Source organism: Mesorhizobium sp. M7A.F.Ca.ET.027.02.1.1 (assembly GCF_004022985.1).
In the GTDB taxonomy this organism is placed as follows: domain Bacteria; phylum Pseudomonadota; class Alphaproteobacteria; order Rhizobiales; family Rhizobiaceae; genus Mesorhizobium.
Map to the genome: position 1 here is coordinate 1 of NZ_RZOL01000137.1, position 14,576 is coordinate 14,576.

Here is a 14,576-nt window from a genome sequence, read left to right on the forward strand (position 1 = left end):
GGCGAGCGGCACGCGTCGCGCTGTCGGCTTGAAGCCGACGACACCGTTGAGTGAAGCCGGTATGCGTATCGAACCGCCGGTATCGGAACCGATCGATATTTCGCTTGTCCCCTCGCCGACGGAAACGCCTGCGCCCGAGGAAGAGCCGCCCGGAATGCGACTGGCGTCCACGGCATTGCCAGGCGTGCCGAAATGGCTGTTGTCGCCGATCGCGGTGAAGGCGAATTCGGTCATGTTGGTCTTGCCGATAATGACCGCGCCGGCCTGCCGCAGCCGGCTGACGATCACGGCATCGCGCAGCGGAGGTGCTGCGGTCCTAAGCATCAGCGACCCAGCCGTGGTCGGCTCGCCGGCGACATCGAACAGGTCCTTGATCGAGACGATGGTGCCGTCGAGCGGCCCTAGCGTCACACCGGCTTGGCTGCGGGCATCGCTGGCATCAGCCGCGGCCCGTGCGGCTTCGGCATAGAGCTTCGTGAACACGTGCTCTTCGCCGGCACGGGCGGCGAGGCGCGCAAGAATGATTTCCAGATGATCACGAACGGATTGCATTTTCGGTGTCGGACTCCGGACGCCTTGAACGTCTTAAGGGGGTGCGGCCAGTGCATGGCTTGCCCAGACTTAACCCGGCGCAGGCAGTTTTGCACCCTGTCGAATACAAGGAAAAACCCGATGCTCTACAAAGGCAGCTGCCACTGCGGCAAGGTGGCCTTCGAATTCAAGGCCGAACTGACCGGTGCCATCAGGTGCAATTGTTCGATCTGCACGCGCAAGAGCGCCCTGCTGTGTGCCATCCCGCATGAGACCTTGCGGGTCTTGGCCTGGGGCGACGATTTGGGCACCTACACATTCGGCAACCATGCCATCGCGCACCGGTTCTGCCGGGCTTGCGGCATCCATCCCTTTGCGGAGGATGTCCGCGAGGGCCGTGAACGCAGCGCCTATATCAACATTAACTGCGTGGCCGATCTCGACCCTTCGACGCTGTCGGTCTTCGATTTCGACGGGCGGTCCGCCTGACGCAATTCCAGGAAAAGTGCGCAGCGGTTTTCCGTCCGAAATTGCGCAGGAACCAATTACCTATCGATAGCCCGTCGCATCGGCGGGCTTGCCGGCGTCCTGAACCTCGGGAACATAACGCCAGGCGTCGGGCCGTGAGCCGTCGAGGTCGGTAAAGCCGTAGACCTGCGCCAGCCCGCCGCTGGACAGCGACTGTCCGTTCCAGCGCGAGCGGTCCGGATCCGCCGCCAAAGCCGCAACGGCGCGGCCGACGAAACGTGGCGTCTCGGAAATGACGAAATGCGGCACCTCAGCGGTGGCGTCGCGCCAATTGCCCTCGCTCACGCCAAAGGCTTCCAGCATCATCTCCGAACGCAGCCAGCCGGGCGTCAGCGACACGGACGTTGCGTCGTGTTTGGCGAGATCCTGGGCATGCGCCCATGCCATGCGCGTCACCGCGACCTTGGCGAGATCGTAGAATGGCGACAGCCGGTAGTGATCGGCATTGTATTCGGCCGTGCCGTCTGTGACCTCGATGAGCAGCCCGCCCGGACGTTCGATCAACAGCGGCAGCGCATGGTGCGCGGTGATCAGATGCGTGTCGATGCCGAGCCGCAGCATGCGCAGGCCATTGTCCAGATTGTGGTCCCAGACCGGTTTGTCCCACTCGAACAGTTTCTCGCCACCCCAGATGTCATTCACCAGTATGTCGAGCCGGCCTTGTTCGGTGCGGATGCGCTCGACCAGTTTGCGCACATCGTCGGCCACCAGATGATCGACCTGAACGGCGATGCCCTTGCCTCCGTTCGCCGAGACCAGTTCCGCTGTTTCCTCGATGGTTTCGGGCCGGGCATATTCGGATTGCTGGGCGCGCGTGCTGCGCCCGGTGACATAGACGGTGGCGCCGGCTGCGCCGAGTTCGATTGCTATGCCCCGTCCGGCGCCGCGCGTCCCGCCGGCGACCAGAGCAACTTTCCCTTGCAGCGTCATTGAACTCTCCCAAAAACGGACTCATCGATCAGACAAGGCTGGCTTGTGCTGTTCGCGCCATATATATAAATGATCATTCGGTTATATCAGGATGTCAAGATGACACGGCCAAAAACCCAGTCCGACGAGCAGGTGCTGGAGACCGCGCACCGGCTAATCCACGAGCATGGTCCCGAAGCACTCACCTACGAGCGTCTGGCAAAGGCCTGCGGTCTCTCCGGTGCAACGCTGGTGCAGCGCTTCAAGAACAAGGCGCAACTGAAACAGCGCACTTTGCTGCACGCCTGGGACGGTCTCGACGAGAACACCAGAAAGCTGGCAGCCACCGTTCCCAGAACCCCCACCGGTGCGGTCGCGTTGCTGGTGGCGCTGTCGCAATCCTATGGCGGCATCGAATCCTATGCCGAAGGCCTGCTTGTCCTGCGCGAGGATCTGCGCGATCCCGTGCTCAGGGCGCGGGGTGCGGCCTGGAAGGCGTTCCTGTGCGACACACTTGCAGCCTGTTTTGCCAAGACGCCCAACCCGCCACGCGACATCGGCCTGCTGATGGCCTCGCATTGGCAAGGCTCGTTGCTGTGGTGGAGCTTTGACCCGGCGATCGAAGTGGCCGCCTATGTCGAGGACAGCCTGAACCGCTTCGTCGCTGCCATCACAACGGCAGCGGCCCGAAAACCGTGATGGTTCTCGGCGTCTCGGCTATGAATCCGATGCCGCCTTCAGCCGCGCCTTCAAGCGCGTCATCGGCTTGGCGCGCAGCCATCTCCGGGGCGAGGAACAGGCCGATATCCGCCAGGCCAGCTGACGCACAGGGTTTCGAACTCAGCTTGCCAAAGGCAGCAGCCAGTTCGGCGGTCCCGGCAGCTTTTGTGCCGGCCTTTCGCGATAGGAATTTTTTCTTGACTCGGTGACCTCAGCTATGCTACATTTCTGTCTATGGTGCTGATTTGCGCCAGTGACCCGCCGCACAGGCGGGTTTTTCGTTTGATGCTCCGTCCCTACGCCTGGCGAAAGCTCCGAAGGAACCCGTTGACCCGAGTTCATTGCCCTGAGCCGACGCATGGAGGCCGTGACGGACTGGCGATTCCAGGCTAAAGCAATTCCAGGAAAAGTGTGAAGCGGTTTTTCCGTCCGGAATTGCGTCAAAACAAAGAGATAGAGCGGTTCAACGTTCCGTTAAACGATGAACTGCTTCAGAAAAATCCGCATGGTTTTCACCTCGCCCAAGACTGCCTTGCCGGCCTCGGAGGGTCCGCTCACCGACATCTTGCGCGGATTGCGGCTTGATGGCGTCGACTATGGCCGCTGCGAACTTTCGGAGCCATGGGCCGTGTTGTTTCCAGCCCAGAAGGCTGCACGGTTTCACTTCATTGGCCGCCGCGGATGCTGGCTGTTCTCGCCAGCCGGAGAATGGATTGAGCTGACACCCGGCGATGCGTTGCTCTTGCCGCGCGGCGCCGAGCATGTCGTTGCCAGCGCGCCTGGCATTCCTGCCGTGCCGATCGAAAGCTACACTGTCGAGCCTTTGCAGGACAATGTCTTCAATGTCTCCAATGGCGGCCACGGCCCGAAAATCTTGCTGTTTTGCGGCAGCATGCACTTCAACCTGGACGGATCGCACCCCTTGCTGGGCATGATGCCGGACATGATGCGCGCCAAGGAATTGATGGCTGGGGAGCCAGGTATTCCGCATCTGCTGCAAGCCATGGCCGGCGAAATCACCATGAACCGCGCCGGTTCCGGCGGCATGCTGGCGCGGCTGGCCGACGTACTGGCTGCAAGCATCATCCGTTCATGGGTGGAAAACAGCGGCGGCGACACCAGAGGCTGGATCGCGGCGATCAGGGATCGCGACATCGGCCGCGTACTTGCCGCCATTCATCTGCAGCCCGACAGGAACTGGACTGTCGAAGCGCTGGCGCGCGAAATGGGCGCTTCGCGATCGGCCTTCGCCGAACGCTTCACGGCCGTCGTTGGCGAAACACCGGCGAGATATGTCGCCCGGATACGCATGCACCAGGCGCGGCAATGGCTGATCGATGATCGGATGCGGGTTTCGGTGGTCGCCGCCAGACTGGGTTACGATTCCGAAGCGTCGTTCAGCCGGGCGTTCAAGCGCATCATAGGCATCGCGCCCAGCCACCTGCGCACCGTTGACGGCACCTCCGAAAACCGCTGAGGCGATCCCGGATCCGCGGCCATGGATCGCAGGGTCTGGATGAATTGCCGGGTCTGGATGAATTGCCAAGCCTTCCGGACGCAATGCCATTGCCGGGCCACCCGCATGCAATAGCTTGCCATAACCAGGCAGCCAGCGGCCGGCGTCCAGTCGGTCCGAAGAGGAGAACCATGCCAAATCATCTGAAGGTCATCGCACTCGCCGTCATGCTTGCGGTTCCCGGGCGCGCCTTTGCCCTCGAGGACAGCTACCTGCCGGCCGACAAGATCCCCTATGTGGCGGAAGTACCCGACCAGCCGCATCGTCTTGGCCCATTGTGGGGCGAGCGGGCCAAGGGTCCGGCAGGCACGTTGCTGAAGGTTCCCGGCAACTGGCGTGCACCGGTCCATGCGCACACCGCGGATTATCGTGCGGTGGTCATAAAGGGGCTGTGGGCGCACTGGCAGATGGATGGCGGCGAGGCGACCAAGGTCGAACTGCCTCCTGGATCCTACTGGACCCAGAAAGCCAATGAGATGCATGACGACGCCTGCGTCTCCGACACGGAATGCGTGATCCTGCTGATCAACGACACGCCCTACGAAACATACTTCCAGAAATAGGCTGGGATGCGGCCTCACGCATGTCGCCCAAAAGTGACCTCGGTTTTGGGAGAACGACATGCACAAAAACAAAGACCTAAAGCGCGTCGCATGAATCCGTTTCAGCGCGACGCGCTTTATGACGCGTGTCGCAAGCTGACGCCGCTGCCCTTGTCGAACAGCACCACCTTGTCGGGGTTCCAGGCAAAGCGCACCGCCTGCTCGATGGCGACGTCGGTCCTGGCCGGCACGGTGGCACGCAGTGTCGCGTCGCCGACGCGCAGCGTCAGGATCTTTTCGACGCCGTGGTTCTCGACGTCGTGAACATGCGCCTCGACCGGCGCGCCGCTCTCGAGATAGACGTCCTCGGGACGAATGCCGAAGACGAGCGGGCGACCGTCGGTCGCCCCGCCCGCTTTGGCTCCCCCCGAAAAAGGCAGTTCGAAGTTCAACGGAGCCATCACCGCGCGGCCGTTCACAAGCTTGCCGTCGATGAGGTTCATCGGCGGCGAGCCGACGAAGCTCGCCACATAGGTATCGCGCGGATTGTTGTAGATCTCGTGCGGCGTGCCGGTCTGAACGATGCGGCCATGGTTGAGCACGCCGACCTTGTCGCCCATCGACATCGCCTCGATCTGGTCGTGGGTGACGAACAGGAAGGTGGCGCCGAGCTGCATCTGCAGGTTCTTCAGTTCAGTCCGCAGCGCCTCGCGCAGCTTGGCGTCGAGCGCAGACAGCGGCTCGTCCATCAGGAACACACGCGGCTTGCGCACGATGGCGCGGCCGATCGAGACGCGCTGCATCTCGCCGCCGGACAGCCGATCCGTCTTGCGGTCGAGCAGGTGCTCGATCCGCAGCGTACGGGCGGCACGGTCGACGCGATCCTTGATCTCGGCGTCGGGCAGCCGACGAATTTTCGGCTTCAGCGGGAATTCGAGATTTTCGCGCACCGTGTAGCGCGGATAGAGCGAGTATTGCTGCAGCACCAGCGCCACGTCACGCTCGGCCGCACCCCAGTCGGCGACGTCGACGCCGTCGATGAAGACCTGGCCTTCGCTCGGCTTTTCCAGGCCGGCGATAAGCCGCAGCGTCGTCGTCTTGCCGGCGCCCGTCTCGCCCAGCAGCACGAAGAACTCGCCATCGGCAATATCGAGATCGAGCCCGGTGAGCGCAGTGTGGTTGCCGAAAGTCTTCGAGATGTTCTTGAGCTGGATATGGGCCATGTCTATCGTCCCGATCTCTTTTTCGAGGGCGTCTGCCCTCCGCTATAGCTCCGGGCGTTCGATTGTTCGAAAGGCCAAGTCATTGGCCTTTCGTGTCCTTCGGCCATCACAATCTCACTCCCAGCGACTTGCCGCTTGCCGTGTCGAAGAAATGCGCTTGGGCCGGATCGATCCTGGCGAACACCTTCTGGCCGGGACCGGCGACGAAGCCGCTCTTGGTGCGTGCGCGCAGCATCTTTGAGCCGACTTTGAGATCGACAATGTCGAAGGAGCCAAGCGGCTCGACGATCTGCGTCTCGACCGGCAAAAACCCCTCCGTCGCCTCGCGGCGGATGAGAACGCCTTCCGGCCGGATGCCGAGCGCGAGCTGGCCGCCTGCATGGCCGTTGAGCTTCGACAGCAGCGCCCGCGGGAACTCGAAGCCGGCGGGAGCCCCGCCGACCGTCACCGAGACCGAGGACGCCGTCTCGGCGACTGCCGCATCGGCGACGTTCATCACCGGACTGCCGACGAACTGCGCCACGAACAGATTGGCCGGGTGCGAATAGACCTCGTCGGGCGAGCCGACCTGCTGCAGCACGCCTTCATGCATGATGACGATGCGGTCGGCGAGGCTCATCGCCTCGACCTGGTCGTGCGTCACATAGATGGTCGTCGACCCTTGCTTGATGTGCAGCCGCTTGATCTCGGCCCGCATCTCCTCGCGCAGCTTGGCGTCGAGCGCGCCGATCGGCTCGTCCATCAGCATGGCCTTCGGCCGCCGCACCAGCGCCCGGCCAATGGCGACGCGCTGCATGTCGCCACCCGAGAGCGCCGATGGCTTCTTGTCCAGCAGATCGGTGATCTGCAGCGTCTTGGCGACGGAGCGAACCTCGCTGTCGATCTCCGTCTTGCTCTTGCGCGTGGCGCGCAAGGGGAAGGCGATGTTCTCGTAGACGCTCATATGCGGATAGAGCGAGAACGACTGGAAGACCATGGCAATGTCGCGGTCGGCGGCCTTTAGATGCTGGATCGGTTTGCCGTCGATGAGGATGTCGCCCTCGTCGATCGTTTCCAGCCCGGCGATGGCCCGCAGCGTCGTCGTCTTGCCGCAGCCCGACTGGCCGAGGAGAACGATGAACTCGTTGTCGGCGATCTTGAGGTTCAGGTCCTTGATGACTTGGACGGCGCCGAAGAATTTCTGGACGCCGCGAAGCTCGATCTGGGTCAATGCTGTGCTCCCGGATTGCGCACCTGGCCGGTGCCGGCCTTTTCCTCAGGCGCGATCTTGGAGGTGACGTTGAAGCCGACCAGCCCGATCAGGATGATGGTCAGGCCATATGTGTGCAACAACAGGTTCCAGGGCTGGCAGAGTGCTATGATGCCGAGCACCATCAGCACCTGCGAACCGGGCTCCAGATATTTCTGGTTGATGGCACGAAAGCTCATTTGCGAATCGCTCCGAAGGACATGCCGCGCAGCAGATGGTTGCGGAGCAGGAACGTGAAGATCGCGACCGGCAGCAGGAACAGAAAGGTTCCGGCGGCGATCACCGTCCAGTCCGGCAGGCCCGAGCCGACCTGGCTCGGGATGAAGGGCGGTGCGGTCTGGGCGCGGCGGTTGGTCATGATCAGTGCGAAGGCATATTCGTTCCACGCGGTGATGAAGCAGAACACCGCGGTGGCGGCGATGCCGGTGGCCGCCTCGGGCAGCACGATCTTGAAGAAGGCCTCCATGCGCGTGTAACCGTCGACCAGGGCCGCCTCTTCATACTCTTTCGGTATCTCATCCATAAAACCCTTCATCAGCCACACCGAGAAGGACAGGTTGAAGGCGGTGTAGAGGATGATCAGGCCCACATGCGTGTCGTTGAGGCCGACCGCCCGGTACATCAGGAACATCGGGATCGCCACCACCACCGGCGGGAGCATGCGTGTCGAAAGGATGAAGAAGAGCAGGTCAGCCTCCCCCTTCACCTTGAAGCGCGAAAAGCCATAGGCGGTGAACGTGCCCATGCCGACCGCCAGCACCGTGGAGGTGATGGCGATGATCAGCGAGTTCATGAAGCGGCTCGGATAGCCGGACCATTGCACCTGGCCCTTGCCGTCGCGCACGATCTTTTCACCGCCGTCGAAGACGACGCGCTCCCACCAGGGCGCTGCCGCATACTCTTCCGGCGTCGGCGCGCTGCGCAGTTGCGAGCGCTTGGTGAACAGTTTGACGAAGGGCGATATCTCCGGCTGGAACACCACCGTCGGCGGGATGGTCGTGGCAAGATTGCGCGGCTTGAACGCCGTCGAGGCAATCCAGTAGATCGGCGCGAGGAAGATGATCGTCACCAAAAGGACAACGACGATGGCGACGCGATTGAAGCCGATTTCGGAAGAAGTGCGGACGGCGGCCATCTCAGCGCTCCTTCACCTTGTTGAGGTATTTGACGTAGATGTTGGTGATAGCCAGCACCATGATCAGCACGATGTAGGCAAGCGCGCAGGAGCGCCCGGTCTGCCATTCCTGGAACGCCATCTTGTAGAGCCGGATCGAGATCACCTCGGTGGTTGGCTGGCTGGTCAGGATGTAGGCGAGATCGAAGGTCTTGAACGCCTCCATGGTGCGGAAGATGATCGCGATCATCAGAATCGGCGCGACCAGCGGCAGCGTAATGCGAAAGAAGGTATAGAACGAGCCGGCGCGGTCGATCGCCGCCGCCTCGTAGAGGTGCTTCGGCACTGCCGACAGGCCGGCAAGCGACAGCAGCATGACGAAGGGCGACCACATCCAGATGTCGGTGATGGCAACCGCGTAGAGCGCCATGTCAGGGTTGGACAGCCACTCGAAATTGCCGAGGCCGAGTGCATAGTTGATGACACCCCATGACGGATCATAGAGCAGCTTCCAGAACAGACCGACGACGGCCATCGACAGCATCATCGGCAACAGCAGCAGTGTCGTCAGCAGGCCCTTCAGCGGGATATCGCGGTTGAGCAGCAACGCCACGCCAAAGCCGACGATGACCTGACCGACCACGGAGACGATGACATATTTGGCGGTGATGGCGAAATTCGACCAGATGAACGGGTCGTTGAGCAGTTCGCGATAATTCTGCAGTCCGACGAAATTGGCCGCCGCCGGGCTCGACGCGCGAAAGTCGGTGAACGAATAGCCGAGCGAATAGAGCAGTGGAAAGATGTTGAAGACGATCAGGAAAACGATCGTCGGGATGATGAAGAGATTTCGGATCGTGAGGTCGCTCATGCCGCGGGTGGCGGAGCGCGAGTTGGGATCCAGCGTGGTCATGACTGCAGTGGCCAAAGCCAGTTCCTTCCTTGTGAAAAGAAAACGGAAGGGGTGGGCTCCCACCCCTTCCGAGCGTTAGTGCCGCTTACTTCACGCGGTTGTACTTTTTGAACGTCGCGTTCCAGTCCGCGGCGAGCGCATCGAGCACTTCCTTGGCCGTGCCCTGATTGCCGGTGATGTACGGATAGACGCGTTGGTTCATCGCGATGAGCAGCTCGGCATATTCCGGCGTCGCCCAGAAGTCCTTCACCTTGAACATGGTTTCGTAGAAAGCCTTGTTGTAAGGCGTGGCGTTCTGGAATTCAGGCGACTCGAGCACCTTGGCACTTGCCGTGTAACCGCCGAGTTCCGCCCACTTCTTCTGCGTCTCGTCTTTGATGAACCATTCCAGGAACTTCATCGCCTCTTCCTTGTTGTTGGAATAGGAGATGACGGAGATGCCCTGGCCGCCGAGCGCGGCGAACTGGTCGCCGTTCGGGCCGGCAGGGTTGGCGAAGAAGCCTGTGTTCTTGGCATTCGGGTTCGAGGCTTCGTTGATGAGCGCCGGGAAGAAGGCGAAGTAGTTCATGCTCATCGCAGCCAGATTCTCGGTGATCGCCTGGTTGTCCTCGATGAAGAAGCTCTTGGCCCAACCAGGAGGTGTGAAGGAATAGAGTTCCTTGTAGACCTCGAGCGCCTTGACGTTCTGATCGGAGTTGATGATCCCGTCGACCTTGTAAGTGGCATAGTCGCCAAGTTCGCCGCCGTAGGAGAAGATGGCGTTCTCGACGCCCATAACCAGGGCATCATATGAATTGTCGGTGTAGATGGCGACGCCGTAGCGCTTCTGGTCGGGACGGTGGAAGAATTCGGCAATGTCGCGCAGCGCCTTGAAATCCTTCGGCACGCCGAGATCGTAGCCATACTTGGCCTTGAAGGCTTCCATTTCCTTGGGGTCCTCGAACCAGTCCTTACGGTAGGACCAGCCGACTGCGTCACCCTCGGCCGGGATCGACCAGTACTTGCCAGAGGCCGACGGATATTCGGCGTAGTACTTGACAGTCGCCGGCGCCATCACCTCCTTCAAATTATGCTTGTTGAAGAAGTCGGTAAGGTCGACATAGTGGCCCGCCTCGGATGCGGCACCGATCCACTGCGAGTCGCCGACCACCATGTCGTAGGCGCTGCCCTTAGCGTTGAACTCGGTGAATGCCTTGGTCTGGAAGTCGGACCAAGGTGTGGTTTCGACCGTGACCTTCACGCCGGTCTCGGCCTCGTAGAGATTGACGAGTTCCTGCAAATAGTTCGCCGGATCCCATTCCGCCCAGAATATGGTGAGTTCTTTGTCCTGCGCGTAAACGGACGTTCCGCAGGCAAGCGTTAAGCCGATACCAGCAAGTGCGCTGGTCACTAACTTGCGCATAATGATTTCCTCCCTTGTGCGCGTTCTACCTTATCGTGCGAGCCGGCAACGGGGCCGGCCCTGGTAGTTCCTCCCGTGATCGCACCTTCCCGGTTTCGAGCCTCCTCGCCCCTGCCGGAAAATGGATCGCAGCCCTCACTTTCGATCCGCTTTTCTGATCCAATCTGGTATTACCAATTTTGCATGCGCGTCAAGCCCTTTCTTGACAGCTTGACGTGGCCATTGCCATCGGATTCCGGCTTTATCTGCCTGTTTTACCAAGATTTTCCTACTCAGTGATATGATTGGGTATTGTCCGACACCCCACTCAACGGCTAAGATCAGTAGCGTGCATGCCAATCTGGTCGAACCAGATAGGCTCTATTTCATGACTGCCTTCGGATCGGGGCTGCCTCCTTCATCGACCGATTCCGCGACTGCCGCACGCACCAGCGCCCCGGCTGCCCACTGTGCGACCGCCCTCGTCCGGCGGCTGTCCAGTCCCCAGATATCCTTGAGCACAATCAGCACCTCGACGCCGAAGATCAGCGACAGCGCCTGCGCCAGCCGCTTGAAGTCGCGCGGCGGCAAACGGCTCTTGAGCGGCGCGATCGCATCTTTCAGCAAGTCGATGCGATGGCCGCGCGTAAAGGCGGGCTCAGCGCCCAGCGTGCCGGCCTGACGCCGCGCCCATTGATCGAGCGACAGCTTCAGTGCTGCCTTGAACGTGGCCTCGAAGGCCTCGATGCGCGGCATGGCCGTATCGAACAGCTCCGCGACCCGGCGCTCGGCATCGGCGGAGGTCGATTGCCAGGTGAGGATTGGCCCCAGCCCCTCGTCGACGACGGCCTGCACCAGTGCCGACTGGCTCGGGAAGTAACGATAGGCGGTGGCACGGGAAACCTCGGCCGCCTCGGCGACCTCGCTGACCGAGGGCGTGACGCCCGCCTGCATCAGCCTTGTTGCCGTCTCCAGCATCAGCCGTTTGGTCCGCGCGCGCGGACCACGTTCGGGCACCGGGCCGGTTGCCCGTTCAGCGTCGTCGCTCGCAGCGGATTGTTGACGTGAGACATTCATGCCAATACGATACGCGCGTCTCAAAAATTTGCAATGGTGTCCGCATCGTCGAGTGGCCCGGGCAATGAGCAATGGGGGCGGCATCGCGCCTGCCAGGATCGGGGGAGCGCAAATGAAGCGTATTTATGTGGTGGGTACCGCGGACACGAAGGGCGAGGAGCTCGCCTTCCTGGCCGATGCGATCACTGCTGCGGGCGCCATCGTTTGCCGTGTCGATGTCGGAACGCGCGACGCAACCATCCCCGTCGATATCGGCGCTATGGAAATCGCCGACCATCATCCCGGCGGCCGTGACGCCGTGCTCGGCGGCAATGACCGTGGCGCCGCGGTCGCCGCGATGGGCATCGCCTTCGCCCGCTTTGCCCCATCGCGCAACGACGTCGCAGCCATGATCGGCATCGGCGGCGGTGGCGGCACATCGATCATCACGTCGGGCATGCGCGCCCTGCCGCTCGGCTTGCCCAAGATCATGGTCTCGACGCTCGCCTCCGGCGATACCGCACCCTATGTCGATGTCTCCGACATCATCATGATGCCAGCGGTGACCGACATGGCCGGACTGAACCGGCTCTCCCGTGTCGTGCTGCACAATGCCGCCCAGGCGATCGTAGGCATGACAACCAAGCCGGCGCCGCCACCCGACGGCAAACCATCGATCGGCCTCACCATGTTCGGCGTCACAACGCCTTGCGTGACCGCCATCGCCGACCAGCTCCGTTCCAGATATGACTGCATGGTCTTCCACGCCACCGGCACCGGCGGCCGCAGCATGGAAAAGCTGGCCGACAGCGGCTTGCTGTCCGGTATCGTCGACATCACCACGACCGAAGTCTGCGATCTGCTGTTCGGCGGCGTGCTGCCGGCGACTGACGATCGTTTCGGCGCCATAGTTCGCACGGGGCTGCCCTATGTCGGCTCCGTCGGCGCGCTCGACATGGTGAACTTCTGGGCGCCTTCGACCATTCCGGACCACTATCGCGGGCGGCTTTTCTACGAGCACAATCCCAATGTCACGCTGATGCGCACCACGGCGGACGAATGCCGTGCGATCGGCGAATGGATCGGCACCAGGCTCGCCCGCTGCGGAGGGCCGGTGCATTTTCTCATCCCGGAAAAAGGCGTCTCGGCGCTCGACATCGAAGGCGGCGCCTTCTTCGACCCGGAAGCCGACGCCGTTCTGTTCGAAGCCATCGAGCGCACCATCCAGCCCAACGGCAAGCGCCGCGTGACACGCCTACCGCTGCATATCAACGACCCGGAATTCGCAAAGGCTGCAACATCGGCCTTCCTCGACATCGCCAGACAGTGAGAGATCTCAAAAAATGCCCGCCATACCGCGCAAGGACATATTGAAGAAATTCAGGGGGATGATCGACAAGGGCGTGCCGATCGTCGGCGGCGGCGCCGGCACCGGCCTGTCGGCGAAAGCCGAGGAGGCCGGCGGCATCGACCTCATCATCATCTACAATTCCGGCCGCTACCGCATGGCCGGGCGCGGCTCGGCCGCTGGCCTGCTCGCCTATGGCAATGCCAACGAGATCGTCAAGGAGATGGCCTATGAGGTGCTGCCGGTGGTCAGACACACGCCTGTGCTGGCCGGCGTCAACGGCACCGACCCGTTCGTCATCATGCCGCTGCTGCTGGCCGAGCTGAAGACCATGGGCTTTTCCGGCGTGCAGAATTTTCCCACCATCGGCCTGTTCGACGGCAGCATGCGGCAAAGCTTCGAGGAAACCGGCATGGGCTTCGGCCTCGAGGTCGACATGATCGCCGAGGCGCACAAGCTCGACCTCTTGACCACGCCCTATGTCTTCAACCCCGACGAGGCCCGCGCCATGACCAAGGCCGGCGCCGACATCATCGTCGCCCATATGGGCGTGACGACCGGCGGCTCGATCGGCGCCACCTCAGCCAAGTCGCTCGACGACTGCATCGTCGAGATCGACGCCATCGCCAATGCCGCGCGCTCGGTGCGCAAGGATGTCATCCTGCTTTGCCATGGCGGGCCGATCTCGATGCCGGACGACGCCCGTTACATCCTCTCCCATGCCAAGGGTCTGCACGGCTTCTATGGCGCTAGCTCGATGGAACGGCTGCCGGCGGAAGCCGCGATCGCCAAACAGACGGCCGATTTCAAGGCGGTGACACTTGGTGGCCAGAAGACCACGAAGAAAAAGAAGGGATGAGAGAGATGACCGACAAGAGCAAAATGTTTGTCTACCCGAAGGACGTCAGCGCCTTCGGTTTCGACTGGGGAAAATTGGCGCTGACGGTGGCGCCGGAGGTGAATGGCGCAACCCGCTTTTCCGGCGGCGTGGTCGACCTGCCCTCCGGCAAGGGCCACACGCGCCACAACCATCCGGGCGCGGAAGAAATCATCTTCGTCATCTCCGGTCATGGCGAGCAGATGGTCGAGGACGAAAAGGGCAATCCGGTGGTGGCAGAAGTCGGCCCCGGCTGCACCATCTATGTGCCGGAAAGCCGCTTCCATTCGACGCTCAACACCGGTGACGGGCCGATGCAGCTTTTCGTCGTCTATTCGCCGGCCGGGCCTGAACTGGTTTTGCGTGAGCTGCCGGATTTCAGGCTGATCCCGCCGGGGCAGTGATGAACTTGTTCAAGGGTAGCGCTGCCCCTCATTGTCCTGCCGGACATTTCTCCCCGTATAGTGACGGGGAGAAAGACGCAGTCATCGGCGCTTCGCCAATTTTCAACGCCACCAAATAGGTGCCGAGGGCGCGGCTGCTGTCCAGCCGATAGATGGGTAACAGTTTGAACCGGATAGATAGGTAACAGTTTTCCCCCTTATGATGGGTTCGCGGCAGCGCCAAGCGGTTGGGTTGGCGCGGCGCTGCGGCGAACCAGTTTCCTGT

Annotated in this window: 17 protein-coding genes and 1 pseudogene; 8 read left to right on the forward strand and 10 right to left on the reverse strand. The window is 61.8% G+C overall.

The window, feature by feature from the left end:
- The coding region (locus tag EN749_RS16615) for an amidase family protein (RefSeq protein ID WP_245491427.1) at positions 1 to 552 on the reverse strand (552 nt) is incomplete at its 3' end.
- A gap of 120 nt (positions 553 to 672) precedes the next feature.
- Between EN749_RS16615 and EN749_RS16620 the strand changes: the two genes are divergently transcribed.
- The gene (locus tag EN749_RS16620) at positions 673 to 1,020 is read left to right on the forward strand and encodes a GFA family protein (RefSeq protein WP_027037790.1); all 348 of its coding nucleotides are present in this window, start codon (positions 673 to 675) and stop codon (positions 1,018 to 1,020) included.
- Between the two features lie 60 nt (positions 1,021 to 1,080).
- Here EN749_RS16620 and EN749_RS16625 read toward each other — a convergent pair whose 3' ends face one another.
- Positions 1,081 to 1,989, reverse strand: coding sequence for an SDR family oxidoreductase (locus EN749_RS16625; protein WP_128363559.1), 909 nt, complete (start codon positions 1,987 to 1,989; stop codon positions 1,081 to 1,083).
- 99 nt (positions 1,990 to 2,088) lie between these two features.
- Here EN749_RS16625 and EN749_RS16630 point away from each other — a divergent pair, with 99 nt between their 5' ends.
- The 4 genes and pseudogenes from EN749_RS16630 to EN749_RS16645 all read left to right on the forward strand — a co-directional run bounded on the left by EN749_RS16630 (position 2,089) and on the right by EN749_RS16645 (position 4,767).
- Positions 2,089 to 2,667 (forward strand): TetR/AcrR family transcriptional regulator, encoded by a 579-nt coding sequence (locus tag EN749_RS16630; RefSeq protein WP_245491429.1) that lies wholly within the window; start codon positions 2,089 to 2,091, stop codon positions 2,665 to 2,667.
- Positions 2,668 to 2,671: 4 nt separating this feature from the next.
- Positions 2,672 to 2,791: pseudogene (locus EN749_RS38830) on the forward strand (AraC family transcriptional regulator); the annotation flags it as partial.
- Between the two features lie 402 nt (positions 2,792 to 3,193).
- Entirely contained in the window at positions 3,194 to 4,165 is a 972-nt protein-coding gene (locus EN749_RS16640; RefSeq protein WP_164873788.1) for an AraC family transcriptional regulator, read from the forward strand.
- Between the two features lie 170 nt (positions 4,166 to 4,335).
- Positions 4,336 to 4,767 carry a DUF4437 domain-containing protein gene (locus EN749_RS16645; protein WP_127397009.1) on the forward strand — a complete coding sequence of 144 codons (432 nt, stop codon included), beginning with the start codon at positions 4,336 to 4,338 and terminating at the stop codon, positions 4,765 to 4,767.
- A gap of 116 nt (positions 4,768 to 4,883) precedes the next feature.
- Here EN749_RS16645 and EN749_RS16650 read toward each other — a convergent pair whose 3' ends face one another.
- The 7 genes from EN749_RS16650 to EN749_RS16680 all read right to left on the reverse strand — a co-directional run bounded on the left by EN749_RS16650 (position 4,884) and on the right by EN749_RS16680 (position 11,703).
- Positions 4,884 to 5,969 carry an ABC transporter ATP-binding protein gene (locus EN749_RS16650; RefSeq protein WP_127268316.1) on the reverse strand — a complete coding sequence of 362 codons (1,086 nt, stop codon included), beginning with the start codon at positions 5,967 to 5,969 and terminating at the stop codon, positions 4,884 to 4,886.
- A gap of 106 nt (positions 5,970 to 6,075) precedes the next feature.
- Complete coding sequence (locus EN749_RS16655) at positions 6,076 to 7,179, reverse strand: ABC transporter ATP-binding protein (RefSeq protein ID WP_128289236.1); 1,104 nt, start codon at positions 7,177 to 7,179, stop codon at positions 6,076 to 6,078.
- A complete protein-coding gene (locus EN749_RS16660; protein WP_127268335.1) occupies positions 7,176 to 7,397 on the reverse strand; it encodes a hypothetical protein in 222 nt (73 codons plus the stop codon). The genes EN749_RS16655 and EN749_RS16660 overlap by 4 nt, the downstream gene beginning before the upstream one ends.
- On the reverse strand, positions 7,394 to 8,353 hold the full coding sequence (locus EN749_RS16665) for a carbohydrate ABC transporter permease (RefSeq protein ID WP_127268334.1): 960 nt from the start codon (positions 8,351 to 8,353) through the stop codon (positions 7,394 to 7,396). The genes EN749_RS16660 and EN749_RS16665 overlap by 4 nt, the downstream gene beginning before the upstream one ends.
- Position 8,354: 1 nt before the next feature.
- Positions 8,355 to 9,260, reverse strand: a complete 906-nt coding sequence (locus EN749_RS16670) for a sugar ABC transporter permease (protein ID WP_023812446.1) — start codon at positions 9,258 to 9,260, stop codon at positions 8,355 to 8,357.
- Positions 9,261 to 9,330: 70 nt separating this feature from the next.
- Positions 9,331 to 10,647 (reverse strand): extracellular solute-binding protein, encoded by a 1,317-nt coding sequence (locus EN749_RS16675; protein ID WP_127268333.1) that lies wholly within the window; start codon positions 10,645 to 10,647, stop codon positions 9,331 to 9,333.
- Positions 10,648 to 11,007: 360 nt separating this feature from the next.
- Complete coding sequence (locus EN749_RS16680) at positions 11,008 to 11,703, reverse strand: TetR/AcrR family transcriptional regulator (protein WP_128289235.1); 696 nt, start codon at positions 11,701 to 11,703, stop codon at positions 11,008 to 11,010.
- Positions 11,704 to 11,815: 112 nt separating this feature from the next.
- On the opposite strand from EN749_RS16680, the gene EN749_RS16685 reads away from it, so the two are divergent.
- Genes EN749_RS16685 through EN749_RS16695 form a run of 3 tightly spaced genes read left to right on the forward strand, consistent with a single transcriptional unit; the run spans position 11,816 to position 14,311 of the window.
- Positions 11,816 to 13,012 (forward strand): Tm-1-like ATP-binding domain-containing protein, encoded by a 1,197-nt coding sequence (locus tag EN749_RS16685; RefSeq protein ID WP_128363561.1) that lies wholly within the window; start codon positions 11,816 to 11,818, stop codon positions 13,010 to 13,012.
- A 13-nt stretch (positions 13,013 to 13,025) separates the two neighbouring features.
- The gene (locus tag EN749_RS16690; protein ID WP_127809253.1) at positions 13,026 to 13,889 is read left to right on the forward strand and encodes a phosphoenolpyruvate hydrolase family protein; all 864 of its coding nucleotides are present in this window, start codon (positions 13,026 to 13,028) and stop codon (positions 13,887 to 13,889) included.
- 5 nt (positions 13,890 to 13,894) lie between these two features.
- Positions 13,895 to 14,311, forward strand: a complete 417-nt coding sequence (locus EN749_RS16695) for a cupin domain-containing protein (protein WP_128363562.1) — start codon at positions 13,895 to 13,897, stop codon at positions 14,309 to 14,311.
- A gap of 28 nt (positions 14,312 to 14,339) precedes the next feature.
- Here the strand turns inward: EN749_RS16695 and EN749_RS38230 are convergent.
- Positions 14,340 to 14,576 (reverse strand): hypothetical protein (locus tag EN749_RS38230; RefSeq protein ID WP_210214722.1); only part of this gene is annotated, 237 nt, incomplete at its 5' end.

What these genes read in the sequence shown, in the direction of transcription:
- EN749_RS16640 (WP_164873788.1), top strand. Translation starts at nt 3,194, where the DNA reads ATGGTTTTCACCTCGCCCAAGACTGCCTTGCCGGCCTCGGAGGGTCCG.
- EN749_RS16660 (WP_127268335.1), bottom strand. Translation starts at nt 7,397, where the DNA reads ATGAGCTTTCGTGCCATCAACCAGAAATATCTGGAGCCCGGTTCGCAG.
- EN749_RS16650 (WP_127268316.1), bottom strand. Translation starts at nt 5,969, where the DNA reads ATGGCCCATATCCAGCTCAAGAACATCTCGAAGACTTTCGGCAACCAC.
- EN749_RS16645 (WP_127397009.1), top strand. Translation starts at nt 4,336, where the DNA reads ATGCCAAATCATCTGAAGGTCATCGCACTCGCCGTCATGCTTGCGGTT.
- EN749_RS16690 (WP_127809253.1), top strand. Translation starts at nt 13,026, where the DNA reads ATGCCCGCCATACCGCGCAAGGACATATTGAAGAAATTCAGGGGGATG.
- EN749_RS16620 (WP_027037790.1), top strand. Translation starts at nt 673, where the DNA reads ATGCTCTACAAAGGCAGCTGCCACTGCGGCAAGGTGGCCTTCGAATTC.
- EN749_RS16695 (WP_128363562.1), top strand. Translation starts at nt 13,895, where the DNA reads ATGACCGACAAGAGCAAAATGTTTGTCTACCCGAAGGACGTCAGCGCC.
- EN749_RS16685 (WP_128363561.1), top strand. Translation starts at nt 11,816, where the DNA reads ATGAAGCGTATTTATGTGGTGGGTACCGCGGACACGAAGGGCGAGGAG.
- EN749_RS16625 (WP_128363559.1), bottom strand. Translation starts at nt 1,989, where the DNA reads ATGACGCTGCAAGGGAAAGTTGCTCTGGTCGCCGGCGGGACGCGCGGC.
- EN749_RS16665 (WP_127268334.1), bottom strand. Translation starts at nt 8,353, where the DNA reads ATGGCCGCCGTCCGCACTTCTTCCGAAATCGGCTTCAATCGCGTCGCC.
- EN749_RS16675 (WP_127268333.1), bottom strand. Translation starts at nt 10,647, where the DNA reads ATGCGCAAGTTAGTGACCAGCGCACTTGCTGGTATCGGCTTAACGCTT.
- EN749_RS16630 (WP_245491429.1), top strand. Translation starts at nt 2,089, where the DNA reads ATGACACGGCCAAAAACCCAGTCCGACGAGCAGGTGCTGGAGACCGCG.
- EN749_RS16680 (WP_128289235.1), bottom strand. Translation starts at nt 11,703, where the DNA reads ATGAATGTCTCACGTCAACAATCCGCTGCGAGCGACGACGCTGAACGG.